The following is a 23,160-nucleotide window of genomic DNA, read 5'->3' on the forward strand; positions in this document are numbered from 1 at the left end:
GCGAGCCGGTCAGCCTTCGAGCGTCGCCGGCGCTGTGCGGTAGTGCAGCGCCGGGCGGCCATGCAGCGGCAGGCGGATGATGACCGTGGTGCCGACGCCTTCATTGGAGGAGATGCGCATGGTGCCGCCATGCAGCTCGACCAGCGACTTGGCGATGGCGAGGCCGAGGCCGGAACCCTTGTAGGACTTGGTGAACTGGCTCTCCACCTGCTCGAACGGCTTGCCGATCTTGACCAGCGCGCTCTTGGGGATGCCGATGCCGCTGTCCTCGATGACCAGCAGCGCCGAGCGCGCCGAGCCGCGCGTGCGCAGCGTGATCCGCCCGTGCTCGGGCGTGAACTTGATGGCGTTGGAGATGAGGTTGAGGGTGATCTGCTTGAGCGCGCGGCGGTCGCCCTCGATGGTGAGGTCCTCATCGCTCTCGCAGGCGACGACGAGGTGCTTCTCGTCGGCGCGCACCGACATGACGCGGATGGCGTCCTTGATGATCTCGTCGAGCTTGGTCGGCTGCAAGTTGAGGTGCACGCGGCCGGCTTCGATGCGCGACATGTCGAGGATGTCGTTGATGACGTCGAGCAGATAGCGGCCGGAATCGCGGATGTCGCGGCAGTACTCGTTGTACTTGTCGCTGCCGAGCGGGCCGAACAGGCCGCTCTCCATCAGTTCGGAGAAGCCGATGATGGCGTTGAGCGGCGTGCGCAGCTCATGGCTCATATTGGCGAGGAATTCGGATTTGGCGCGGTTGGCGTCCTCGGCCTTGGTCTTCTCGTCGGCGTAGTTCTGCGCCAGCTCGGCCAGCTGGAGCGCTTGCATTTCCAATGTCTGCTGCGATTTGCGCAGGTCCGCGACCAGCGCCATCAGGCGCTTTTCGCTCTCCATCAGCCGCTCTTCGTGGCGTTTCAGCGCGGTGATGTCGGTGCCGACCGAGACGAAGCCGCCATCCTTGGTGCGCCGTTCCGTGACCTTGAGCCAGCGCCCGCCTTCCAGCTGGGCCTCAAAGGCGCGCGCGCCTTCCTCCGGGCGGTCCTCGGTGCGCAGCGGGATGCGCACCACCGGCTGGCGGGCAATGGCGGCGACGGCGTCGAACGGGGTGCCGGGCGTGACGTTGGTGTCGCCGAAACCGTGCAGCGACTGGAACTTGGAGTTGCACAGCACCAGCCGGTTGGCGCTGTCCCACAGTACGAAGGATTCCGAGATGCTCTCGATGGCATCGCGCAGCCGCATGTCGGCGGTGGCGGTGCGCTCGGCGAGCCGGCGTTCCTCGGTGACGTCGACGGCGATGCCGACGAGATGCGGCGGCTCGCCATTTTCCTGCGGCACCACCTCGGCGCGGGCACGCAGCCACACCCAGTGGCCGTCGGCATGCTTCATGCGGAAGACGCGCTCGATGATCCGGCCCGGCTTGTCGGCGATTTCCTTGGCGACGTCGTAGAGATTGGTGTCGTCGGGATGGACGAGGGCGGCGACCTCGCCGAACGAGATCAGCTCGTCGCGCGGCTCGATGCCGAGCAGCTCGAACATGGAGCTCGACCAGAACAGCCGCCCGCGCCCCATGTCCCAGTCCCACAGCCCGGCGCGTCCGCGCGAGAGGGCGGTGTCGATGCGCACGCGTACCGTGTCGTAGATGCCGTCGGCCTCGCGGGCGCGGGTCGCCTGCCAGTGGAAGGCGAAACCGAGGATCAGCAGCACCGCTCCCGTGGTCGAGAGCAGCGTGACGGTGAGGATGGTGTCGGATTGCCAGGTCGACAGCGCGCTGCCGACCGGCTGCACCGCGACCAGCTGGAGCGGCACCGAGCGCAGATTGTGCACCGTTGCCAGCGCCAGGGCGCCATTCGGCAGGGCAACTTCGAGCACGCCGGCATCCTCGGCGAAGATCGAGATCGCCTGAACGTTGGCCAGCAAATAGCGGATGTCGTCGGCGGTGGTGGATGTCGCCGCCTCGTCATAGGTCGCGACGACCTTGCCGGTCTGGTCGACGAGGCCGTAGCGGCGCTCGTCGTCGCTCGCGCGGGCGGGCAGGCCCGATTTCAGCAGGCCCTCCACGGGGGCACTCGCCGTGCCGCGCCGGTCGATCTCGCTGGAGATGGCGAAGGCGAACAGCGCCAGCTCGTCCTTGGCGCTGGCCACCGCGTCGGCGCGATAGGAACGCACCTGGATGACGGCGGCGACGGCAACGATGGCGATAAAGGCGACGATAAGCGCCGGCACCGCCTTGCGCATGAAAGGTTCGGCGTCGACCAGCCGCTGATATGCGGGTCGTGCTACCGATCGCGCCAGGCCCTGCATGGCCTGCACGCGCACGGATGCGCCCGCAGCGTTGGCGCGCGCCATCGCCGGCCTCCCCCGAAGTCCCATGCCCAGTTCACGAAAGGAGCGATGTGCCGCATCTCTCCGAATCACCCCGATTTGAATCGAATCGACCCCCACGTGTCCAGAGTCCCTGGGAGTCAAGTTAACGAATCAGCAACCTAGGAGTGGTCGCGACGGTGCAGCGGTAATGTCGCGGCCGCCCATGGACGCTATGGAGGGTCGATGCTATGCGCTGGCCCCTCGGCAAAACGGGTTCAGGGAGACGAAACATGAGCGACATCTGGTTCCGCACGGGCGAAGCGACGGTCCTCGCCGCCGATGGCCAGTTCACCGACGCCATGCCTGAAGTACTGATCGGCTCGGTGCGCGGCCCGGCCGGCCACGCCTTCGCATCGATGATGGGCCAGGTGCAGGGCCACACCCGCATGTTCGTGGTCCGTGACCTGAACCAGCAGGTTCGCCCGGCGACGATGATGACCACCAAGGCCACCATCCACACGCTTGCCTATGTCGACCTGCTCGGCGGCGTGGTGCAGGGCGCCATCGGCGACGCCATCGTCGACGCACTGGCCGAGGGCATCCTGCCGAAGGACCAGGCGGACGAACTGTGCATGATCGTGATGGTGTGGCTCGATCCGCGCTGCGCCGAGGATGAGAACCTCGACAAGGCCGATCTCTATCGCACCAATTACGAGGCGATGAAGATCGCGCTCGAGCGCGCCATGACCGGCAAGCCGACCGTCGACGAGCTGATCGCCAACCGCAAGACCATCAAGCACTACGCGCTCGACGGCGTCGTCGAGTACTGAGCGGATCGACGGCCCGGCGCTCGCTCAGCGCCGGGCTTCCAGATCGCGGGAGGTCGTGGACGTGCCGGGGCCGTTCTCGGTCACCACCATGGCTCGCAGGGTTCCGTCGCTGGACGTGCTGGCGACGGCGATGCAGTTGCGCCCCGCCTGCTTGGCGGCATAGAGCGCCCGGTCGGCCGCCGCTATCACCGTGGCCGGCAGCGTGCCGGTGTTCGGCGGGTCGGTCATGTCGAACAGGGTCACGCCGATGCTGACCGTGACATGGCCGATGGAACTGCCGGCATGGGGCAGCTTCAGGGCGCGGACGGCCTCCAGCATGCGCCCGGCGACGACGATGCCGCTCGCCTCGTCGGTGTCCGACAGCACGGCGGCGAATTCCTCGCCACCATAGCGGGTCACGATGTCGCCGGCGCGCCGCAGCGACCCGCGCAGCGTCTCGGCCACCTTGCGCAGGCATTCATCGCCCTCGATGTGTCCATAGAGGTCGTTGTAGCTCTTGAAGTGGTCGACATCGATCATGATCAGCGCGAGGGTGGGCCGGCGAACGCCGCTGCGATGAATCTCGCGGCCGAGCACCTCGTCGAATTTGCGCCGGTTGGGCAGTTCCGTGAGGGCATCCATCTCCGAAAGGGCGGTGAGCCGGCGGTTGGCGTCCACCAGTTCGCGCTCGAGCCGCTCGCGCTGGCGGACGGTGGCGCCGAGTTCCTCCTCGATCTCCTTCTGCCGGGTGATGTCGACGCTGGTGGCGAGAAGGCGCAGCGGCCGCCCCTCGCCGTCGCGCTCGACGATGCGGCCGCGGCCGAGGATCCAGATCCATTTGCCGCTCTTGTGCTGGACGCGGTAGGTAGCCTCGAACAGATCGGTCTTGCCGTCGAGCAGGTCCTGATAGCGCCGCAGCACCTGCGGGCGGTCTTCCGGGTTGACCACGCTCCAGGCGACATGTTCGGTGCCCGTGACATGGTCGAGCGGGCTATAGCCGAGGCCGGCTTTCCAGTGTGACGAGCGCCGGACCCGGTTGGCCGGGATGTCCAGCTCCCAGATCCACTGATTGGCGTTCTCCAGCGCGAAGGCGATGCGCTGTTCCATCTCGATGAGCGCGTCGGTGACGCGCCGGCGCTCGGTGATGTCGATCAGGGCGAGCGACAGGCCGACGACCGCCCCGGCCTCGTCGCGAAACGGTTCGGAAGTCACGAGATAGACCGCGTCGCTGCCGGGGAGGGCGATCTCGCGCTCGAAGTGCGGCGTGCCGGCCCCGGCGCGGGTGAAGGCCCGTCCCACCAGCTCGGAGGAGCCGGGCACCAGCTCATCGACATGGCGCCCGACGATCTCGCTCAACGGCCGCCCCAATATGGCGGCGAGCCGGAGATTGCCGTTCAGGCATTTCAGATCGAGCCCGATCGTCGCAAGGGCTACGGGCGCGCTCAGATAGGCTGACGACAATGTCGCCAGTGTGGATCGATCGAGGAAAGATCCGTCCGTTGCCATGAAGCGTTGTACGTCCCGCAAACACCGTCACTGTAGCGCCGATAACTGCGTGCCGTAACGCAAAAAATCCTCCGCGGCCGCTCAGGCGAGCGTGCGGGCGACGATGTCGGCGACATCCGGCGACAGGCCGGATGTTTCGGCGACACGTCGCAGTTCCGTCTCCGCCAGCGTCCGGCGCCGGATTTCCAGCGCGCGCCAGCTCTTGAAGGCGCCGAGCAGCCGCGCGGCAAGCTGCGGATTGCGTGGATCGAGCGCCAGCACCGTATCGGCCACGAAACGGTAGCCGTCGCCGTCGGCACGGTGGAACTGCGTCTGGTTGGCGGCCGAGAAGGTGCCGATGAGCGCGCGCACCCGGTTCGGATTGGTCATGGCGAAGGCGGTATGCCCGGTCAGCCCGCGCACGCGCTCGAGCGTGCCGGGTTCGGCGATCTGTGCCTGCAGGGCCAGCCACTTGTCCACGACCAGCGGGTCGCCCTTGAAGCGCTCGTAGAAGGCGGCCAGTGCCGCCTCGCGCTCCGCCGGCGCGCCATGGGCAAGCACGGAGAGGGCGGAGAAGCGGTCGGTCATGTTGTCCGCCGTCTCGAAATGGGTCACGACACGGGCGATGTCGGCGCCCGAGCCGGTCGCCGCGAGAAGGTCGAGGCCCGCATTGCGCAGCGCGCGGCCACCGGCCGAGGTGGCGTCGGGCGCATAGACGCCGGCGGGACGCAGACGCGAATAGGCAGTCTCAAGTTCCGGACGCAGCGCCTCGCCCAAGGTGCCGCGCAGCGCGCGGCGCGCCGCGTGGATCGCATCCGGGTCGACATCGCGGCCGATCTCCCGGGCGATGTCGGTCTCCGAGGGCAGCGACAGCACCTGCGCGACGAAGGCGGGATCGAGCGAGGGATCGGTGAGCGTCGCCTCCAGCGCCTCGACCAGCGGCGCGGCCGAAGGCGCCGAGGCGCCCGCCTGCTGCGCCCGCGTCGCCGCGACGAGATAAGCGAGGGCGATGGACTGCGTGGCGTCGAAGCGGTTGAACGGATCGCTGTCGTGCCGCGCCAGGAAGACGAGGTCCGGCGTCGACAGGTTGGAGGTCAGCTTCACCGGGGCGGCGAAGCCGCGATTGAGCGAGGGGACCGGGCGCACGTCGACATCGCGGAAGACGAAGCTGTGTTTGCGCTGCGAGACCACGAGCACGCCGCGCTCGGTGTTGGAGCCGTCGTCGAGGTTGAGCGGCAGGTCGGTGCCGTCCGGCCCGACGAGACCGAGCGCCAGCGGGATGACCATGGGCTGCTTGTCGCTCTGGCCTGGCGTCGGCGGCAGCTTCTGCTCGACATCGAGGCGGAAGCTGCGCGTGGCCTCGTCCCATGTGCCGCGCACGTCGAGTTCGGGCGTGCCGGACTGCGCGTACCACAGCGCGAACTGGGTGAGGTCGGCGCCATTGGCGTCGGCGAAACAGGCCAGGAACTGCTCGATCGTCGCCGCCTGGCCGTCATGGCGGTCGAAATAGAGGTCCATGCCGGCGCGGAAGCCCTCCTCGCCAAGCAGGGTCTTCAGCATGCGGACGACCTCGGCGCCCTTCTCATAGACGGTCGCCGTGTAGAAATTGTTGATCTCGCGATAGGCCGTGGGCCGCACCGGATGCGCCAGCGGGCCGGAATCCTCGGCGAACTGGTGGCTCTTGAGCAGGCGCACATCGGCGATGCGCTTGACCGGGCGCGAGCGCTGGTCGGAGGAGAACTCCTGGTCGCGGAAGACCGTGAGGCCCTCCTTGAGGCAGAGCTGGAACCAGTCGCGGCAGGTGATGCGGTTGCCGGTCCAGTTGTGGAAATATTCGTGGGCGATGATGCCCTCGATATGGGCGTAGTCGGCGTCGGTCGCGGTCTCGGGGCTGGCGAGGACGTATTTGTCGTTGAAGATGTTGAGGCTCTTGTTCTCCATCGCGCCCATGTTGAAGTCGGCGACGGCGACGATGTTGAACACGTCGAGGTCGTACTCGCAGCCGAAGGCTTCCTCGTCCCAGCGCATGGAGCGCTTGAGCGCGTCCATGGCGTAGCCCGCGCGCCCCGCCTTGCCGGGCTCGACATAGATGCCGAGCTCGACCTTTTTGCCGGTGGCGGTGAGATAAGGTTCGGTGATGCGGTCGAGCTTGCCGCCGACGAGGGCGAACAGGTAGCAGGGCTTGGGCCACGGGTCGTGCCAGATCGCGTAGTGGCGCGTCGTGCCCTCGACCGTGCCGCTCTCCTGCAGGTTGCCGTTGCCGAGCAGCACCGGCGCCTCCGCCTGCTCGGCCTCGATGCGGGTGGTGTAGACGGCGAGCACGTCCGGCCGGTCGGGGAAATAGGTGATGCGGCGAAAGCCCTCCGCCTCGCACTGCGTGCAATAGGTGCCGCTGGAGCGGTAGAGGCCCATCAGCTTGGTATTGGCGGAGGGGTCGATCAGCGTCTCGATCTCCAGCACCACCGGCCGCTGCGGCGGCGCGAAGATGGTGAGGCTCGAGCGGGTCTCGGCATAGGCGGTGCCGGCGAGCGGCCTTCCGTCGAGCGCCACGGATTTCAGCATGAGATCGTCGCCGTCGAGCACGATGGGCGAACCCTCGCGCCCCGCCGGATTGGGCCGCAGGGCGAGCCGCGCGATCACGCGGGTCGCGGTCGGGTGGAGGCGGACGTCGAGGTGGACGGTATCCACAAGCCAGTCCGGAGGGAGGTAGTCACTCAGACGGACGGTCTGGGGCTCGGCATCACGCGGCATCTTCACACACTCCGACGGCTGTCGATGAAGAATTAGGCCTTCGGCGCGCCGACCGGAAGCCCCTTCCCGTACACCGCCCGGTGAACTGAAGAACGAAAGATGTGGAACTCTTTCGGCCCGTGCCTGTTGATCGAGCTGTGGGGGCGGTGATGGTACGCGCATGCGTGTACAGCAGAAGGGTATCACCGTATGAGTGCAGGCGGCCGGTTCAACCGATTTGAAGCTCTCGATTCCTGGCGTGGCCTATGTGCCGTCATGGTTCTTATTTACCACTTCATTTATGTCGTGCGGATCGACTGGCTGCATTTCAACTTGATCTCCAATTCATATCTTTTCGTCGACTTTTTCTTTGCATTGTCTGGATTCGTGGTCTGTCACGCCTATCGCCGCCGGCTCGGCGGCCCACGGCAGGTCGGCGGCTTTCTGCTGCGGCGCGCCGGGCGGCTCTGGCCGCTGCATCTGGCCGTGCTGTTCGCCTTCATGCTGGCGGTCATGGCGATCAATGCCGGCGGGCTGCATCCCGAGAGCCTGCGCATCGGGGCCGATACCGGCAATTACTCGCTCAAGGGGCTGCTGCTGAATGCCGCCCTGCTCAACTCGATGGGCTTCTACGGCGTCGCCTGGAACGGACCGGCCTGGAGCATCGGCGCGGAGTTCTACACCTACGCGCTGTTCGCCGCCGTGGTGCTGCTGGCCGGTGCGCGCAAGCTGTTGCCGGCCGCGCTGGCGATCTCGCTCGCGGCCATGCTTGCCATCCTCCTCGTCGCGCCGACCTACATGAACTCGACGGCGGATTACGGTTTCATCCGCTGCATCGCCGGCTTCTTCGCCGGCGTCGTAGTGCACCACGCGCATGAGCGGCTGCGCAGCCTCAACCTACCCTTCGCCACGGCGTGGGAGGCCGGGGTGTTGGCGCTGGTCGGCCTGTTCGTGGCTTCGGCCGGTGTCGGTCCCGACGAGGTGCGCCCGCTCAGCGTGCTGGCGCCGTTCGTGTTCGGGTTCGCCATCCTGGTGTTCGCGCGCGATGCCGGCGCGCTTTCCGCGCTGTTGCGCGTGCCACCGCTGCAGGCGCTGGGGCGCTGGTCCTATTCGATCTACCTGATCCACATGCCGCTCTTGGTCCTGCTCGGCTACGGATTGTGGCTCTATGGCGATATCGCCGAGGTGCCGGTGCGCGAGGAGATCGAGGTGCTGGGCCATGCCAAGAACCTGTACGATCTCGGCGATCCGCTGCTCGCCGCGGCGCTGCTCGCCGGCTTCGTGGCGCTGGTGATCGGGCTTGCGCGGTTCAGCTTCCGGCTGATCGAGGTGCCGTGGCGCGACCACATCGCCCGCTTCGCGCGCAATGTCGAGGCGGGGGGCGGGGTCTACGCGCCGCTGCCGCCGCGCTCCGCCATGGCCGCGCCGGCCGCTATTCGCCGGAGGCGCTGACGCCGCCGCGCCGGCGGGTGATCTCGACGCCGGCGTCGCGGAAGATGCCGGCGATCGGCGCGGACGGCTTGTGGATCTCCACCCGCACCTTCTCCACCCGCCCGTACCGCGCCAGCACCGTCCCCGCGATGGCTTCGGCGAGGGCTTCGAGAATGTGGAAGCGGTGGCCGGAGGAGACCTCGTGGACGATGGCGAACACCTTCTCGTAGCCCACCGTCTCGTCGTAATTGTCGTGGGCGGCGGCGGGCGCGGTGTCGAGCCACCAGTCGATGTCGACGATGAAGCGCTGGCCGAGCCGCGCCTCTTCCTCGAACAGCCCGTGATGGGCGTGCAGTTCGATACCCCGGAGGAAGATGCGGTCGGACATGGCGTTTCCTGATCAGGCGTCGGTGAGGGCGGCGGCGAGCAGCCCGACGGCGACGGCGGGCGCGCAATCGGCGGCCTCGCTGGCGAGGGCTTCATCGTCGGTCAGCACATTGGCGAGGTCGAGATAGGCGATATCGCGCCGCTCGGCGAGCCGGGCGGCGAGGAAGCGGCCGACGCCGGCGCCGACGATCATCTCGACACCGTTCTCCTGCGTGGAGGCGACGAGGTCGAAGGCCCGGCGCAGCCGGTTCAGCTGTTCCTCCGCGAAGTAGCGGGCCAGCGCCTTCGCGGCGGGCAGGACGGGCGGGGCGAAGTCCTGCCCGACCATGCGTAAGAGGCGCCGGGCGCTGGCCTCGACGGTCTTCGGCCCGCCATCGGCGCTGGGATGCAGGTCCGCGCCCTCCCTGAGGTCGCCGGTGAGGCGATGGATGTCGGCGCTGGTGGCGTAATGCTCGGCCATCAGCGGCAGCCAGCGCCCGGCGAAGGGCGCCTCAGCGGCGAGCGCCATCACCGGGGTGCGTGCGGCGCCGGCATAGATCAGCTCGCCATTGGCGAGGCGCTCGGCATCGGTGAAGCCGCGCGCGGTGACGCGGCCGGACGTGAAGGGGATCAGGTCGCTGGTCGTCGAGCCGACGTCGATCAGGATGCCGCCCGGCAGCAGATGCGCCAGCACGGCGGCGGTGGCGTACCAGTTGGCGGAGCCGATGCTGTCGGCATGGGCGGCGGCCCGTTCCGCCGGCACGAAGCCCTCCGGCCCGGCGAACAAGGCGAGCGGGGCGGCGCCCAGCGTCTCGATGAGGATGCCCGCCGTGCCGACGACCCCGGAGCGCCGGTCCGGCCAGAGATCGGCGACCTCGGCGGTCATGGTGACGGCGGAGGCGACATCCGGGGCGAACTCCGCCCGCAGCGTGGCGATGGCGTCGCGCAGGTGCTCCGCGCCCTTCCAGACCGGACAGGGCAGGATGCGCATGGCGACGAGGCGCCCGTCGCGCCCGAAGGCGGCGAGCTTCACATGCGCGCCACCGACATCCCAGCCGAGGCGGACGACGTTGCGCAGTCTGTCGGAACTCATAGTCTCACCTCGACGGGCAGCGCGGGGGGAAGATGCGGCAGGTCCGGCACGGCCCCGTCGCGGATGATCTCGGCGACGAAGGCGAGCGGGTTGATGCCGAGCGCCCGGCGCAGGCCGGCATAGGACGTGGTGAGGCGCGGATTCACCTCCATCACCACGGGGCCGCCCACGGTGGCGATATAATCCACCCCAATGATGCCGTGCAGGCCCGGCAGCGCGGCGCCGATGCGGGTGGCGAGGTCGCGCACGGTGGCGTCCAGCGGCACGCCGCCGACCGTGACGCCGGAAAACTGGAAATGGCCGTCCACCACACTCACATGCTGCCGGTTCGCGGCGAGCACATGGGTGCGCCCGGCCTGGCACAGCAAGGTAAGGCTCGCGGGGATGCCCTCGATGAGCGGCTGCGCGACCACGCCCGCGGGATAGGGCGGGGGCGGCAGCTGCTGGAACAGGCGGACGTCCATCGCCCCGGCGCCGTCATCCGGTTTCATCACGAACGGACCGGTCGTGCCTGCCGGCACCGCCGCCGGCCACCAGGTCGGCACGACAGGGATGCCGGCGGCGGCGAGGATCTCGGCCGTGCGCATCTTGCTGGCGCAGGCGTGCAGCGTCGGCCCGTCGCAGGCGATGACGCGCGGGTTACGGGCCCGCAGCTGGCCGACCAGCCTGGCGAGAATGCCGTCCATCTCCGGGGCCACCGGCCAGCAGCAATGCACGGTGGCGGCGATGTCGCTCCAGATCACGCGCGGGTCGTCGCCCGGCCCGATGGCGCGGCTCTGTCCGCGCGGCGGGGGCTCAAGGCGGGAATCATGCGTGGTCACGACGCGCACGCCCGGCAGATCCTCCAGATCGCCGACAAGCGCATCGCGCATCAGCTCGCCTTCGGCTATCAGCTCCTCGGGGAGCGCGTCGCCGACATAGTCGCCCCCGGTGACGGTTTCGCAGACGAAGACCAGCATCAAGCACGTCCGATCCTGACAGGCACGATGGGAGAGAGCGCACCTTGGAACTTATACCCGTCCTCGACCTGATGGGAGGTGTGGTGGTCCACGCCCGGCGCGGGCAGCGCGACGCCTACCGGCCGATCGAGACGCCGCTGGCCTTGGGCGCGGCACCGGCCGACATCGCGGCGGCGCTGCTGGCGCTCGCCCCGTTCCGCACGCTCTATGTCGCCGATCTCGACGCCATCGCCGGCAAAAGCGGGCACGACACCGTGCTCGGCGCGCTCGCGGCGCGCCATCCCGGCCTGTCGCTCTGGGTCGATGCCGGCGAGGCGAGCCCGCACGCCGTCGCGTGCCGGGTGGAGCACGGACCCGGCCGGCCGGTGGTCGGCAGCGAAACCATGACGAGCCTCGATGAGGGGAAGGCGGCGCTGGCGGCCGGCGGCGCGGTGCTCTCGCTCGATCATGGTCCGGAAGGCCTGCGCGGTCCGGCCGCGCTGCATGAGCAGCCCGAATTCTGGCCCGACGAGGTGATCGTCATGACGCTGGCGCGCGTCGGCGCCGGGCAGGGGCCGGATTTCGAGAGGCTGCGCGCGGTCATCGCGCGCGCCGGCGGAAGGCGTGTCTATGCCGCCGGCGGCGTGCGCAACGTGGATGATCTCGCGCGGCTCGCCGATATCGGCTGCGCCGGCGTATTGCTGGCGAGCGCGCTTCACGACGGGCGCCTCACGCGCAGCGACATCGCGGCCTTCACGGGCTGAGCCACCCTTCGAGCATCGCGGCGAACAGCGTCGCGACGGTGAGGTCGGCGCTGGTGCCGGGGTTGAGGCCGCGCGCCTTGAGCGCGCTGTCGAAGGCGAGCAGCGGGGGATGGCGCTCGGCCGCCGGGGCACGGAAATCGACCTCGGCGGCGATGCGGCGCGCTTCCTGCTGGACCTCCTCGGCAATGGACAGCCCGAACTTGCGGACGATGTGGCTGTCGGGGAACGCCGCGAGATAGGCGAGATGGACGGCCTCGGTCCGCGCCTCCGGCGCGGCGTCGGCCAGCTCGTTGAGCCGCGGCAGGCCGAGCTCGAACACGTCGGCGAAGTTGGTGACATATTGCCGGGCGATGCGGTCGCGCTCCGCCGCCAGCGCCATCGCCTCGATCAGGTCGATGCGCGGCGGGGCGGCGACGTCATGCTCGGGGTGCTGCCCGAGCCCGCCCGGACTGGCGGCGGCGATGGCGCGGAAGGTTGCCTCGGCATCGCTCATGTCGAGGCGCGCCAGCACCAGCGTGAGCGCGCCGTGCAGCGTGCCCGCGCGTTCAAGCTCGTTACGCTCGGCCGCCGCGGCCAGCGGCGCGCACAGCAGGAGGATGCCGAGATTGGTGTTGAGGCCGGCGACGGCGAGCGAGGCGGTGACCGCCGCCTCGATGCGCGCGCCGACATGCACGCCGGAAGCGGCGATATAGGGCGCCGCCGCCTCGGCCGCCTGCTCGAAATGAGCGACCTCCATGCCGTGACCGGCCGCGAAGCGGTGGACATTGCCGACCTTCAGGGCGTCGAGTTCCGCCCGGCAGGCGGCGCGGAAGGCGATCGCGATGCGTTGAGGACTCATCGAGCGGGCGTCAGGGACACGGCGGGCCGGGAAATGGCGGATTCGGATGTGGTGCGCGTGGAGCCTAGGACCTCGACCACGTGGCGGGCAAGGCGACCAGCAATGTCGATCTCGGTGGTCTTCTGCAGGCCCTTCCAGGCCGGCATGGAATTGACCTCCAGCACCTGGAAGCCGCCGCGCGCATCCTCGATCAGGTCGACGCCGGCATAGTCGGCCCCGACCGCCGCCGTCGCGCGCACGGCGTAGTCGAAGGCTTCGGCATCGGGCGGGGCGGCCTCGCCGATGGCCCCCTGATGGATGTTGGTGATCCAGCGCGGCGAGCGGCGGATCATCGCGGCGGCGACCTGCCCGCCCACCACGAAGACGCGCCAGTCCTGATAGGGCGCGTCCGCGCGCGCCTCGCCGCCCGGCTGGGTGACGAAATCCTGGAGATAATAGACGCCGCCGACCTTATCGGGCTCGGGCAGCGCGGTACGGGCGGGAATGCGCCGGATGCCCTTGCCCTGCGCGCCGAACAACGGTTTCAGCACCATGTCGCCGGGCGCCTCGTCGACCAGCGCCTGCATCGCCTCGCGGTCCTCGCCGACGAAGCTGCGCGGCGTCGGCAGGCCGGCCGTCGCGATGAGGAAGCTGGTCATGCTCTTGTCGACGCAGCGCTCGACGGCGCGGGCGTCGTTCATCACCTTTACCCCGAGCTCGCGCAGCGCGTGCAGCAGGCCGAGCCGGGCGGTGATCTGCTCGGTCGTACCCTTGGCGATGAGGCGCACGAAGGCCGCGACGGGCAGCGTATCGCCGAAGCCCGGCAGCATCAGCCCGTGCGCCGTGCCGCCGATGGCGAAGCCGCAGTCATTGAGCGAGAGCACGACGACGGCGAGGCCCGTTCGCTCGATCGCGGCCTTGAGGTTGCGGGTGTGCCAGTCGGCATCCTCGGTGAAGATGACGACCGTGTCGCCGCGCGCCGCGCTCATGGGCAAGCTCACGCGAAGGAGCGGTCGAGCACCGCCTCGTCGAAGCCGCCATGGGTGAAGCTGCGGCCGGTCGAGAGCGCGGTGACGGTGACGCGCGCGGGGCTGAACAGCATCGGGTCCATGGCGTAGAAGTCGCCCTTATAGGCGGTGAAGATCTCGCCGAAGGTGCGGCCATAGTCGCGCGAGGTCGAGCTCGGCAGGCCGGCCGCCAGCGCGGCGGCTTCCTCCTCCGGCCCCTCGACGAACAGATGCACATCGCCGCCATAGAGGCTCGCATCATTGGTGCGGCCCATGGCGGTGATGAAGTCCGGCGCGGGCGGCGGCAGGGGGGCGCTGGCGAGGCCGTCGACGATGCGCTCCAGCGGGAAATGCAGCGCATGCGCCTTGTGCAGCGCCACTTCCAGCACGCGCGCCACCACCTGCACCGTGCCGGCGAGGCTGCGCGTGGGGGTGAGGATGAGCGTCAGCCTGTCGGTGGCGACGCCGCACAGCTCGGCGATGCGGTCGATTAGGATCTCCGGCGGGAAGGCATCGACCTCCAGCACCAATACGGCGCTCGCGGCGTGATCGCGATAGCCGAGCTCGGCATAGAGCTCCTCCTTGGCGTGCAGCGCGCGACCGGGGCCCGAACCGAGGGCGAAGAAGTCGCCCTGTGCCAGGCTCCAGCCGGCATACTGGCTGGCGAGGCAGGCGGTGACGGGATCGACGGTGCGCACGCTGAGCGAGGTGCCCCATCGGGTGAAATGTCCGGTCGGCACGATGTCGACGGTGCCGAGGCCGCCGAGGCAGATCTCGGCGATCAGCCTCCCGGCCTCGATGCCGCCGCGCGCATGGATGCCGGCGTCGACGATGCGCGCGCCGTTGGCGCTGCGGGTGACGTCGAGGCGCAGGATCGCGGCGCGCTCGACGAGGCGCTCGACGAGCGGTTCGGCGAGCGTCGAGACGCTCGGGCGCGCGGGGCGCGATTGGTCGTCCATGGAAGGCTACTCCGCAGCTTTCCGGCGGGCTGTGCTCAGCTCGCGCCAGAGATGATCGGTTCGCCGCGCGAGGGTCTCGCGGGCGTCGGTGATGTCGTGTCCGGTGGCGAGCACGGTGCAGACCGGCTCGCCTTCCTCGATTTGCGTGCCCGTCGCCGGCCGGTCGGCCATCCAGTCGGGCAGCGGGTCGAGCCAGACCTCGAACGCTTGTGGCGCGTAGAGGAAGCCGGCGGCGCGAACCGCCTCGACCGCCTCGGGGTCGAGGATCGGCAGGTCCGGCAGCCGGCCCTCGCACGCCTCGATATGCAGCCGCAGCAGTGGCGGCAGCGGCGGGTGGTCGAACACGTCGAGCGTCGCGCCGGGGCGGGGGTTGATCTCGATGAGGCTCCAGCCCGCCGGGCCGACGATCAGGTCGGCACTGGCCAGCCCGACAAGGCCGGTGGCGGCGACGATGGACTTGAGCGCCGTCTCGATCTCGGCTTCCATGGAGGGAGCGAGCCGGATCGGACCGGCCGCCCCCCCATAGCGGTAGGGTGCCTCCGGTGTCGGCGCGCTCCACTGCTCGGAGAAGGCGAGGAGGCGGGCGTCACGGCCATTGCCGAGGAACAGTGCCGAGACACTGCGCCCCTCGACATGTTCCTGCAGATACCAGCCCTCGCCGCGTGACTGGCGCGCAGGCTGGACGTGACAGCCGCCGGACCCGCCCACGCGCTTTTCCAGCGCCGTCACGCCTTCCGGCGCGGCAGCGGCGAAGAGGCGTGGATGCGGGATGCCGAGATCGGTGAGCAGAGAGTCCAGCATCACCGGATCCTTGACCGCGGCGACCGTGCGTGCGCCGTTGCCGATGAGCCGGAAGCACTTTTGCAGCCGTTCGACCACCTCCGGCATGTCCTCGAACCCGGTGCCGAGCACGATCGGCACGCCCGGTCCGGCATGGACGGCGAGCTGTTCGTACAGGTCGTCGGGATCGATGCGGAGGCCGGCGAGGTGGCGCAGCGGTATCGCCTCGACCGCCAGTTCGCGCGTGTCGTCGTCGCCGAACAGGTCGAGCACGAGCGCGCGCAGCCCCGCCCGCCGGGCCGCACTCGCCAGGCCTCGTGCCGCGACGCCAACGAGGACGACATCTGCGACATCCCTAAGCAGAGAGGGACCGGGCGAGCGTGAAGGCATCCTCAAATCCAATGGCGAGAGCCTGGGTTGCCACCCGCATCCGCGCCAGCAATTCGTGCTGCACGCGATATTTGAGGTGGCCGATGGTCAGGGCGCCGATGCCGAGCGTGCCGTTGGCCAGCCGGATGCCGTCGGCATTGGCATCGATGCCGGCGATGCCGGCCGGCGGCACGGCGTTGACGTCGGCGGCGACCACGAGGTCCTTCGCCGAGGCGAGGGCCTCGCCGGAGAGGATTTCCACCCCGGCCCGGCCGCAGGCCAGCACGACATGGGTACCCGGCAGGAGGGCGCGCTTTTCCTCCTCGCTGGTCGCGGAGGCGCAGGCGAGGTCGACGCCGAAGCGCTGCTTGAAGTCGCGCGCCTTGGCGGCCACCGCCTCGATGTCGCGGTGGCTGACCAGCGTCACCTCAGCACCCGCCTGCGCGGCGATGACGCCGGCAATGCCGCCGACCACGCCGGTCGCGCCATAGACCTGCACCTTCAGCCCCTTGATGCCGCCGGGATGAGTGGGCCGCAGCTTGCGCTCGACCTCGGCCACCATGGCGGCGGCGGTGGTGAAGGAGCCGGCCGGATCGACGAACAGCGAAATCTCGAAGGGCGGGAACAGCACGCTCCTGGCCCGCGCGGCCATGTCGAGCGCCAGGCTGGCATCCTTGCCGCCGATGAACAGGCCGGTGCGCGGCGCCGCCTGCGGGGCGCGCGAGAACATCATGTCCTGGGTGAGGTCGGCCATCTCATCCAGCGTCACGCCGGAATAGGGCAGGATGGTCGTGTAGCCGGCGTCGACCGCCATGTTGACGTCGAAGGGCGAGACGTGGCGCAGCGGCGACACGATGTGGAGAATCGGGGCGATATCCGCCATGTCGTTTCATGTCCCTAGGCAAAACGGGCCTTGCGGCCTCTGGTAGAGGGGATTGAAGAGCGACGCGGGCGAAACGCCAAAACCGCCGCTAGCACTGCTCGACGCAGGCAAGCCATTCGATCCGTGCGCCGGCATTGGAGCCGCGTACACAGTCGAAAGCCAGAGCGGGCCGGTCGCCGAAACGGTCCCGGACCTCGCTGAGAACTTGTTCCGCTTCCTCGGAACTGCCCAGCACGGCAAAGCCGGTGGGGCCCCAGGAACTCTGGCCGAGCCCGCGCAGACCGCGGGCTTCCAGCCAGTCCATCACCTCGGCGACGGATGAGCTTGTATAGCGGCCACCCTGGGCACTCGCATAGTGCTCTCCGAGCAGACGCTGCATTTCCCCCACCGCCGCGGCGAAGTAATCCACATCCGCTTCCGCCAGCGCCGGCAGCGCCACCATCACCGCGAGCCGCGCCATGTGGCCGGCGAGGGTGTCGGCGAAGGGCGGCAGGTTCTCCATCGCCGCGCTTTCCTCGGAGCCGCTAAGCCCCTGATGGCTGTGGTCATATGCCAGAAGCAGGCGCCAGTTCTCGGGGAAGGGCAGGCGCGAGAGGATGGGCGGGGGCGCGTCCGAGCCGCGCTTCTTGCCACCGTCGAGGATCACGCCGCCCTCGGTGAAGGCGCCGATGCCGATGGAGGAGCGCGCGCCGCGACCCAACGCCGCGCCGACCTCGCGCGGCGACAGCGCCAGCCCGTTCAAGAGGCAGAGCCCGGTGGCGACGGCAAGGCCGAGCTGGGTGCCGGAGCCGAGCCCGGAATGAGGCGGCAGCGCCGCTTCGACGGTGATCTCGACCGCCTTGTCGATGCCGAAGCGCTGCGCCGCCTTTTCGGCCGCCAGCAAGGCGCGGCCGGCATCCGGGCCCGTCGCGGTGAGCGCGGCCGCGCGGCGCATGCGCACGATGGTCGAGGGGCGGTCGAGCGTGATGCCGAGGCTGCCGAAACGCCGGCCGAGCGTGCCGGAAAGGTCGAGGAATCCAAGATGCAGGCGGCCCGGCGCGGTGATGCGCACCACGTTTCCACCCTCGGGCCCGGTTGCCGTCGATTGTTCGATCGTCGTCTTGTTCACGGCTGTTTCCTCGAAGCCCATCGTAAGGCGCGGAGCGTGCCAAGGACAAGCGGCGCGGCGGGCCGGGCTGTGACGAGGGGTTTGCCCGCGCCCCCCGCTGCGTGCTACCGAATCGGGAAAGCCACCCGCAACAGAACGGGGGCACGCCGCCTGGAGGATGCCAAGACATGGCACCGGATCCGAAAAAGACCTTCACCGACAGTGAGGTGGAGGAACGGCTCGCCGTCGACCTGCCGCACTGGAAGCTGCAGGACGGCTGGATTCGTCGTACCTATCGCACGTCGAGCTGGAAGGGCACGCTGATGGTGATCAATGCCGTCGGCCACCTCGCGGAGGCCGCCTGGCACCATCCCGACATCACCGCTTCCTATGCCTGGGTCGAGGTGCGGCTCATGTCGCACGACGCCAAGGGCATTACCGAGCGCGATTTCCAGCTGGCGAAGAAGATCGAGGAGGTGGTCGGCTGGCAGCCGGGCCTTGAGGAGGGCAGCGCGCTGGAAGGCACGCCGCGCACCGATCTGCGCTTCGCCTACATCAAACATGATTGATCCGAGCACGCATGATGGCCGACGCAGCGATTGAGACGATCCGGGATGTGGTCTGCGGCTTCTGCGGACTTGGCTGCGACGATCTTTCCGTCGAGGTCGAGGGGCGCGAGATCCGCGCCAAGGGCACCGTCTGCCCGGAAGCGGCACGGCTGCTGCGGCGGCTCGACGTCGCCGACCGTCCGGCGAGCCTCGGTGGCACGGCGGCCGGCCTCGATGAGGCTGTCGAGGCGGCGCGGACAATCCTGTCCACCGCGCGCGCCCCGCTGATCGGCGGGCTGGGCACCGACATGGCCGGCGCCGGCGCGCTGGTGGACCTTGCGATCCGCTTCGGCGGCGTGCTCGACCATTACGCTTCCGAGGGCCTGTTCCGGAACTATGCCGCGGCCCAGCGGACAGGTTGGCTCTCGACCACGCTCGCCGAGGTGCGCAACCGCTGCGACGTGCTGCTGGTCGTCGGCGAAGACCCGACGGTGAATTGGGGCCGGCTGTTCGAGCGCTTCTTCCCCGAGACGCCGCTTTTCGCCGGCAAGGACCGCAAGGTCGTTTTCCTCGGCGGCGCGCCGGGCGAGAAGGCGAAGGGGCAATTGGGCCATGCCGAGGTCTCGCACATCCCGACCGGTGATCCGGTTGCGGTGCTGGAGGCGCTCAGCGTGCTGGTGGAGGGGCGGACCCCGCCCGGTAGCAGCTTCGGCGGCGTGCCGGTCGCGGAGGTCGCCGGCCTCGCCGAGGCGCTGCGCGCGGCGCATTATGCCGTGGTGACCTGGAATGCCGGCGCCTCCACCGATGGCGACCTGATCGCCGAGCGCTCGACGGCGCTGGTCGATGCGCTCAACGTCACCACGCGGGCCGGCGTGTTCCCGCTCGGCGGGCGCGACAACATCATCGGCGTCAACCAGCTGATGCTGTGGCGCATCGGCTACCCGCTGCGCACCGCGATCCGGGGCCAGCAGAGCGCGCATGACGGCACGCTCTACGCGACCGATGCCGCGTTGGCCGATGCCGATGTGCTGGTGTGGGTCTCGGCCTTCCGGCCGGAGCCCCCGCCCGCCTTCACGGGCAAGATCATTGCTCTTGCCCATCCCGAGACAGTATTCGACAAAGAACCTGATGTTCTTATCCCTGTGGGCACGCCCGGCGTCGACCATGCCGGCACGGTGTTCCGCATGGATTCCATCGTGAGCCTGCCGCTCGGCGCCTTGCGCGTCGCGACGCTCCCCAGCGTTGCCGAGGCTGTGCGTCGCATAGCGGAGGGGTAGATGAGACTGCGGCTCAAGGGCGGGCGTGTGCTCGATCCGGCCAATGGGGAGAACGGTGTCGCCAGCGGCACTGTGCGCGACATCGAGATCGAGGACGGGCGCATCGTCGCCCCGACCGACACAAAGGCCGATGCCGAGTACGACCTCGGCGGCGACGTGGTGATGGCCGGCGGCATTGACCTGCACAGCCATATCGCCGGCGGCAAGATGAATCTCGCCCGCCTGCTGATGCAGGAGGACCGGCGCGCCTTCCCCGAAATGCCCGGCAATTTCTGCGGCTGCGGTGGCGGGCGCGCGGCGCCGACCGCGCATGCCACCGGCTGCCGCTATGCCGAGCTCGGCTACACCACGGTGTTCGAGCCGGCCATGGTCGGCGCCAATGCGCGCGGCGCGCATCTGGAAATGGCAGACATCCCCAATCTCGACACCGGCGCCTATCTGGTGCTGGGCAATGACGACTTCATCCAGCGGCTGATGGCGGCCGGCGCGCATCAGGAGACGATCAACGCCTATGTCGGCTGGATGATCGAGGCGACGCAGGCCTTCGCCATCAAGATCGTCAATCCCGGCGGCATCAACGCCTTCAAGTTCAATGCGCGCAAGATGGACCTCGACGAGGCCAACCCGCATTACGGCGTCTCGCCCCGGCAGGTGCTGACCACGCTGATCCGCGCCGTGACGGAACTCGGCCTGCCGCACCCGATCCACCTGCATGGCTGCAATCTCGGCGTGCCGGGCAATGACGAGACCACGCTCGCCACCATTGCCGCCACCGAGGGGCGCCGGCTGCATTTGACCCATCTGCAGTTCCACTCCTACGGCACGGAGGGCGACAAGCGCTTTTCCTCCTCCGCCGCGCGGATTGCCGAGATGGTCAACGCCAACCCGAACATCTCGGTCGATGTCGGGCAGGTGATGTTCGGCCAGACGGTGACGGCCTCGGCCGACTACATGTCGCAATACCGCAACCGCGCCATCGCCAGCCCGAACAAGTCCATCGGCATGGATATCGAGCTGGACGCGGCCTGCGGCGTCGTGCCGTTCGAATACAAGGACAAGTCCTTCGTCAACGCGCTGCAATGGGCGATCGGGCTGGAACTGTTCCTCCTCGTCGAAGACCCGTGGCGAATCTTCCTGACGACAGACCATCCCAATGGCGGGCCGTTCACCACCTATCCGCACCTGATCCGCCTCTTGATGGACCGCGACTTCCGCAACGCGCAGCTGGCCACGCTCAACAAGGCGGCGCAGAAGCACACCATGCTGGCGGAGCTGACGCGCGAATATTCGCTGGAGGAGATCGCCATCCTCACCCGTGCCGCCCCGGCCCGCATCCTCGGGTTGAAGGACAAGGGCCATCTCGGTGTGGGAGCGGTGGCGGACATTGCCGTCCACTCCGAGGATTCCGACCGCGAGGCGATGTTCTCGACCACGCGCTTCGTGTTCAAGAACGGCCGGCTGATCGTGAAGGACGGGCTGGTGGTGGAACTCGCGCAGGGCACCACCCATGTCGCCCGCCCCGAATTCGACCGGGCGATCGACAAGGACATGCAGCGCTGGTTCGATGAGGCGGTGGGGTTGAAATCGCACCATTTCCGCGTCGCCGACGGCGAGCTGAGGGGCGGTGCCGGGCCGACCATCCTCAAATGCGAGGGGGTGGCGCCATGATCATCAACGGCGTCGAGATCCGCGACAATTTCGCGGAAGCCTTCCCGATGGTCGGCACCCGCCTCATCGTCACCGCCGACACGCCGGAATGGGCGCTGATCGCCGGGCGCACCACGACGGGCTTCGCCACCTCGGTCATCGGCTGCGGCTGCGAGGCGGCGATCGAGCGCACGCTGGCGCCCGAGGAGACGCCGGACGGGCGTCCCGGGGTTTCGCTGCTCATCTTCGCGATGGACTTCGGCTCGCTGAAGAAGGTGGTGCCGCTGCGCCTCGGCCAGTGCGTGCTGACCTGCCCGACCACGGCCTGCTATGCCGGCATCGAGACCGGCAAGCGCGTGCCGCTGGCCAAGACCATCCGCTACTTCGCCGACGGGCACCAGATCTCCAAGAAGATCGGCAGCAAGCGCTTCTGGCGCATGCCGGTCATGGAGGGCGAGTTCGTCTGCGATGAGGATACCGGCTCGGTCGAGGGCGTGGGCGGCGGCAATTTCCTCATCCTCGCCCGTAGCCGCGGCGCGGCGCTGAAGGCGGCCGAAGCGGCGGTGGCGGCGATGGGCAAGGTCGAGGGCATCATCCTGCCCTTCCCGGGCGGGGTGGTGCGTTCCGGCTCCAAGGTGGGTTCCAAATACAAGGGCCTGTTCGCCTCGACCAACGACGCCTATTGCCCGACGCTGCGCGGGGCGGTGCCGAGCCAGCTTTCCCCGGAGGTCGGCTCGGTCATGGAGATCGTCATTGACGGGGTGAGCTTCGAGGCGGTGTCGGAAGCGACCCGCGTCGGTATCACCGCCGTCTGCGAGGTCGGCAGCGAGGGCGGCGTGGTCGCGGTGGATGCCGGCAATTACGGCGGCAATCTCGGGCCGTTCCATTTCAAGCTGCGTGAGATCATGGGAGCCGTGGCATGAGCGGGGTTTCGCTGAAGCCGCGCGCTCCGCTTGAGGCGCGGGTGGATTTTTCCGGCATCACGCCGGCCGTCACTTGTCCGCTCACCTTGCGCGAGCTCGAGCATCTGCCGGTGCCCTTCGGCACCAGGAATGTGCCGCTGGCCGAGCTGTTCTTCATCGAGGGCGCGCCGGACGGCGTGCTGCTGATCGAGATCGGCGACGCGCGGCTCGACGGTGTCGGTGCGGGCATGCTGGAAGGCGAGCTGATCGTCGATGGTGATGTCGGTGCCTGGGCCGGGCGAGGCATGCGTGGGGGCATCTTGCGCATCGCCGGTGATGCCGGTGATTTCGTCGGCGCCGAGCTTGCCGGCGGGCGCATCGAGCTGGCGGGCAATGCCGGCGCGCATCTCGGCGGGGCGTCCTCCGGCGCGCGCCGCGGCATGTCCGGCGGCGTGCTGAAGGTCGGCGGCTCGGCTGGCGCGCGCGCGGCCGAGCGCCAGCGCGGCGGATTGATCATCGTCGACGGCGACGCCGGCGAGGGGCTGGCGACCGGCATGATCGCCGGCACGGTGAGCGTCGGCGGCGCCATCGGTCCGCTGCTCGGGCGCGGCATGAAGCGCGGCACGGTGTTCGCCAGGGAAGTACCGGCGCTGGCGGCCGGCTTCGTCGACACCGGCACGCATGACCTGATCGCGCTGCGCCTGCTGGCCCGGCGCGTGCCGGAGCTGGCGCCGATACTCGACGGCAGGACCCAGGCCCGTCGCCTCGTCGGCGACACGCTGATGGGCGGGCAGGGTGAGGTTCTGGTGCCCGCCTGAGGGGCCCGATTTCGTGATTGGGGGCTTGTGGCCGGGCGGGTGTAGATTCCCGCCCGGGCGCCGAGCGCCCCGTTCGGCGCCCGGAGCATTTTCCGATCAGATGGAATCATCTGATCGAAGAGGAAATGCTCCAGCTTATTGAATCTGGAGCACTTTCTTAT

At 69.0% G+C, this 23,160-nt stretch carries 20 protein-coding genes; 8 read left to right on the forward strand and 12 right to left on the reverse strand.

The window, feature by feature from the left end; all coding sequences use genetic code 11:
• Positions 1 to 9: 9 nt before the first annotated feature.
• On the reverse strand, positions 10 to 2,331 hold the full coding sequence (locus ACO2RV_RS02215; RefSeq protein WP_423289337.1) for a PAS domain-containing sensor histidine kinase: 2,322 nt from the start codon (positions 2,329 to 2,331) through the stop codon (positions 10 to 12).
• 248 nt (positions 2,332 to 2,579) lie between these two features.
• Between ACO2RV_RS02215 and fae the strand changes: the two genes are divergently transcribed.
• Complete coding sequence (gene fae / locus ACO2RV_RS02220; protein WP_423289339.1) at positions 2,580 to 3,119, forward strand: formaldehyde-activating enzyme; 540 nt, start codon at positions 2,580 to 2,582, stop codon at positions 3,117 to 3,119.
• A gap of 24 nt (positions 3,120 to 3,143) precedes the next feature.
• Here fae and ACO2RV_RS02225 read toward each other — a convergent pair whose 3' ends face one another.
• The gene (locus ACO2RV_RS02225; protein WP_423289341.1) at positions 3,144 to 4,604 is read right to left on the reverse strand and encodes a sensor domain-containing diguanylate cyclase; all 1,461 of its coding nucleotides are present in this window, start codon (positions 4,602 to 4,604) and stop codon (positions 3,144 to 3,146) included.
• Between the two features lie 81 nt (positions 4,605 to 4,685).
• Positions 4,686 to 7,334, reverse strand: a complete 2,649-nt coding sequence (pepN, locus tag ACO2RV_RS02230) for an aminopeptidase N (protein WP_423289343.1) — start codon at positions 7,332 to 7,334, stop codon at positions 4,686 to 4,688.
• 189 nt (positions 7,335 to 7,523) lie between these two features.
• Here pepN and ACO2RV_RS02235 point away from each other — a divergent pair, with 189 nt between their 5' ends.
• Entirely contained in the window at positions 7,524 to 8,765 is a 1,242-nt protein-coding gene (locus ACO2RV_RS02235) for an acyltransferase family protein (RefSeq protein WP_423289345.1), read from the forward strand.
• Here ACO2RV_RS02235 and folB read toward each other — a convergent pair.
• The 3 genes from folB to ACO2RV_RS02250 are packed head-to-tail and all read right to left on the reverse strand — an operon-like array spanning position 8,746 to position 11,162.
• Positions 8,746 to 9,132, reverse strand: coding sequence for a dihydroneopterin aldolase (gene folB, locus ACO2RV_RS02240; protein ID WP_423289347.1), 387 nt, complete (start codon positions 9,130 to 9,132; stop codon positions 8,746 to 8,748). The two genes, ACO2RV_RS02235 and folB, sit on opposite strands and share 20 nt — an antisense overlap.
• A gap of 12 nt (positions 9,133 to 9,144) precedes the next feature.
• Positions 9,145 to 10,203 (reverse strand): hydantoinase/oxoprolinase family protein, encoded by a 1,059-nt coding sequence (locus ACO2RV_RS02245; RefSeq protein ID WP_423289349.1) that lies wholly within the window; start codon positions 10,201 to 10,203, stop codon positions 9,145 to 9,147.
• A complete protein-coding gene (locus ACO2RV_RS02250; protein WP_423289351.1) occupies positions 10,200 to 11,162 on the reverse strand; it encodes an ATP-grasp domain-containing protein in 963 nt (320 codons plus the stop codon). The genes ACO2RV_RS02245 and ACO2RV_RS02250 overlap by 4 nt, the downstream gene beginning before the upstream one ends.
• A gap of 44 nt (positions 11,163 to 11,206) precedes the next feature.
• On the opposite strand from ACO2RV_RS02250, the gene ACO2RV_RS02255 reads away from it, so the two are divergent.
• Positions 11,207 to 11,905 (forward strand): HisA/HisF-related TIM barrel protein, encoded by a 699-nt coding sequence (locus ACO2RV_RS02255; RefSeq protein ID WP_423289353.1) that lies wholly within the window; start codon positions 11,207 to 11,209, stop codon positions 11,903 to 11,905.
• Here ACO2RV_RS02255 and ACO2RV_RS02260 read toward each other — a convergent pair.
• The 6 genes from ACO2RV_RS02260 to ACO2RV_RS02285 all read right to left on the reverse strand — a co-directional run bounded on the left by ACO2RV_RS02260 (position 11,895) and on the right by ACO2RV_RS02285 (position 17,828).
• A complete protein-coding gene (locus ACO2RV_RS02260) occupies positions 11,895 to 12,743 on the reverse strand; it encodes a triphosphoribosyl-dephospho-CoA synthase (RefSeq protein ID WP_423289355.1) in 849 nt (282 codons plus the stop codon). The two genes, ACO2RV_RS02255 and ACO2RV_RS02260, sit on opposite strands and share 11 nt — an antisense overlap.
• Positions 12,740 to 13,711 carry a RimK family alpha-L-glutamate ligase gene (locus ACO2RV_RS02265; protein ID WP_423289357.1) on the reverse strand — a complete coding sequence of 324 codons (972 nt, stop codon included), beginning with the start codon at positions 13,709 to 13,711 and terminating at the stop codon, positions 12,740 to 12,742. The genes ACO2RV_RS02260 and ACO2RV_RS02265 overlap by 4 nt, the downstream gene beginning before the upstream one ends.
• 8 nt (positions 13,712 to 13,719) lie before the next feature.
• Positions 13,720 to 14,688 carry a methenyltetrahydromethanopterin cyclohydrolase gene (gene mch, locus ACO2RV_RS02270; protein ID WP_423289359.1) on the reverse strand — a complete coding sequence of 323 codons (969 nt, stop codon included), beginning with the start codon at positions 14,686 to 14,688 and terminating at the stop codon, positions 13,720 to 13,722.
• A gap of 6 nt (positions 14,689 to 14,694) precedes the next feature.
• The gene (locus ACO2RV_RS02275) at positions 14,695 to 15,858 is read right to left on the reverse strand and encodes an ATP-grasp domain-containing protein (protein ID WP_423289361.1); all 1,164 of its coding nucleotides are present in this window, start codon (positions 15,856 to 15,858) and stop codon (positions 14,695 to 14,697) included.
• On the reverse strand, positions 15,824 to 16,720 hold the full coding sequence (locus ACO2RV_RS02280; protein WP_423289363.1) for an NAD(P)-dependent methylenetetrahydromethanopterin dehydrogenase: 897 nt from the start codon (positions 16,718 to 16,720) through the stop codon (positions 15,824 to 15,826). Before ACO2RV_RS02280 ends, ACO2RV_RS02275 begins: the two co-directional genes overlap by 35 nt.
• An 88-nt stretch (positions 16,721 to 16,808) precedes the next feature.
• Positions 16,809 to 17,828: a beta-ribofuranosylaminobenzene 5'-phosphate synthase family protein gene (locus ACO2RV_RS02285; RefSeq protein WP_423289365.1), complete on the reverse strand. Its 1,020-nt coding sequence runs from the start codon at positions 17,826 to 17,828 to the stop codon at positions 16,809 to 16,811.
• A 167-nt stretch (positions 17,829 to 17,995) separates the two neighbouring features.
• Between ACO2RV_RS02285 and ACO2RV_RS02290 the strand changes: the two genes are divergently transcribed.
• From ACO2RV_RS02290 to ACO2RV_RS02310, 5 genes are read left to right on the forward strand one after another with little or no spacing between them, the layout of a single operon-like run.
• Positions 17,996 to 18,376 (forward strand): 4a-hydroxytetrahydrobiopterin dehydratase, encoded by a 381-nt coding sequence (locus ACO2RV_RS02290; protein ID WP_423289367.1) that lies wholly within the window; start codon positions 17,996 to 17,998, stop codon positions 18,374 to 18,376.
• A gap of 11 nt (positions 18,377 to 18,387) precedes the next feature.
• Positions 18,388 to 19,632, forward strand: coding sequence for a formylmethanofuran dehydrogenase (locus ACO2RV_RS02295; RefSeq protein ID WP_423289369.1), 1,245 nt, complete (start codon positions 18,388 to 18,390; stop codon positions 19,630 to 19,632).
• A complete protein-coding gene (locus ACO2RV_RS02300) occupies positions 19,633 to 21,300 on the forward strand; it encodes a formylmethanofuran dehydrogenase subunit A (RefSeq protein ID WP_423289371.1) in 1,668 nt (555 codons plus the stop codon).
• Entirely contained in the window at positions 21,297 to 22,202 is a 906-nt protein-coding gene (gene fhcD / locus ACO2RV_RS02305; RefSeq protein WP_423289373.1) for a formylmethanofuran--tetrahydromethanopterin N-formyltransferase, read from the forward strand. Before ACO2RV_RS02300 ends, fhcD begins: the two co-directional genes overlap by 4 nt.
• Complete coding sequence (locus ACO2RV_RS02310; protein WP_423289375.1) at positions 22,199 to 22,999, forward strand: formylmethanofuran dehydrogenase subunit C; 801 nt, start codon at positions 22,199 to 22,201, stop codon at positions 22,997 to 22,999. The genes fhcD and ACO2RV_RS02310 overlap by 4 nt, the downstream gene beginning before the upstream one ends.
• Positions 23,000 to 23,160: the final 161 nt, after the last annotated feature.

The organism is Ancylobacter sp. VNQ12 (assembly GCF_049445835.1).
GTDB lineage: Bacteria > Pseudomonadota > Alphaproteobacteria > Rhizobiales > Xanthobacteraceae > Ancylobacter.

Coding starts and splice junctions, on each gene's coding strand:
- ACO2RV_RS02215 (WP_423289337.1), bottom strand. CDS start 2,331: ATGGCGCGCGCCAACGCTGCGGGCGCATCCGTGCGCGTGCAGGCCATG.
- fae (WP_423289339.1), top strand. CDS start 2,580: ATGAGCGACATCTGGTTCCGCACGGGCGAAGCGACGGTCCTCGCCGCC.
- ACO2RV_RS02225 (WP_423289341.1), bottom strand. CDS start 4,604: ATGGCAACGGACGGATCTTTCCTCGATCGATCCACACTGGCGACATTG.
- pepN (WP_423289343.1), bottom strand. CDS start 7,334: ATGCCGCGTGATGCCGAGCCCCAGACCGTCCGTCTGAGTGACTACCTC.
- ACO2RV_RS02235 (WP_423289345.1), top strand. CDS start 7,524: ATGAGTGCAGGCGGCCGGTTCAACCGATTTGAAGCTCTCGATTCCTGG.
- folB (WP_423289347.1), bottom strand. CDS start 9,132: ATGTCCGACCGCATCTTCCTCCGGGGTATCGAACTGCACGCCCATCAC.
- ACO2RV_RS02245 (WP_423289349.1), bottom strand. CDS start 10,203: ATGAGTTCCGACAGACTGCGCAACGTCGTCCGCCTCGGCTGGGATGTC.
- ACO2RV_RS02250 (WP_423289351.1), bottom strand. CDS start 11,162: ATGCTGGTCTTCGTCTGCGAAACCGTCACCGGGGGCGACTATGTCGGC.
- ACO2RV_RS02260 (WP_423289355.1), bottom strand. CDS start 12,743: ATGAGTCCTCAACGCATCGCGATCGCCTTCCGCGCCGCCTGCCGGGCG.
- ACO2RV_RS02265 (WP_423289357.1), bottom strand. CDS start 13,711: ATGAGCGCGGCGCGCGGCGACACGGTCGTCATCTTCACCGAGGATGCC.
- mch (WP_423289359.1), bottom strand. CDS start 14,688: ATGGACGACCAATCGCGCCCCGCGCGCCCGAGCGTCTCGACGCTCGCC.
- ACO2RV_RS02275 (WP_423289361.1), bottom strand. CDS start 15,858: ATGCCTTCACGCTCGCCCGGTCCCTCTCTGCTTAGGGATGTCGCAGAT.
- ACO2RV_RS02280 (WP_423289363.1), bottom strand. CDS start 16,720: ATGGCGGATATCGCCCCGATTCTCCACATCGTGTCGCCGCTGCGCCAC.
- ACO2RV_RS02290 (WP_423289367.1), top strand. CDS start 17,996: ATGGCACCGGATCCGAAAAAGACCTTCACCGACAGTGAGGTGGAGGAA.
- ACO2RV_RS02295 (WP_423289369.1), top strand. CDS start 18,388: ATGATGGCCGACGCAGCGATTGAGACGATCCGGGATGTGGTCTGCGGC.
- ACO2RV_RS02300 (WP_423289371.1), top strand. CDS start 19,633: ATGAGACTGCGGCTCAAGGGCGGGCGTGTGCTCGATCCGGCCAATGGG.
- fhcD (WP_423289373.1), top strand. CDS start 21,297: ATGATCATCAACGGCGTCGAGATCCGCGACAATTTCGCGGAAGCCTTC.
- ACO2RV_RS02310 (WP_423289375.1), top strand. CDS start 22,199: ATGAGCGGGGTTTCGCTGAAGCCGCGCGCTCCGCTTGAGGCGCGGGTG.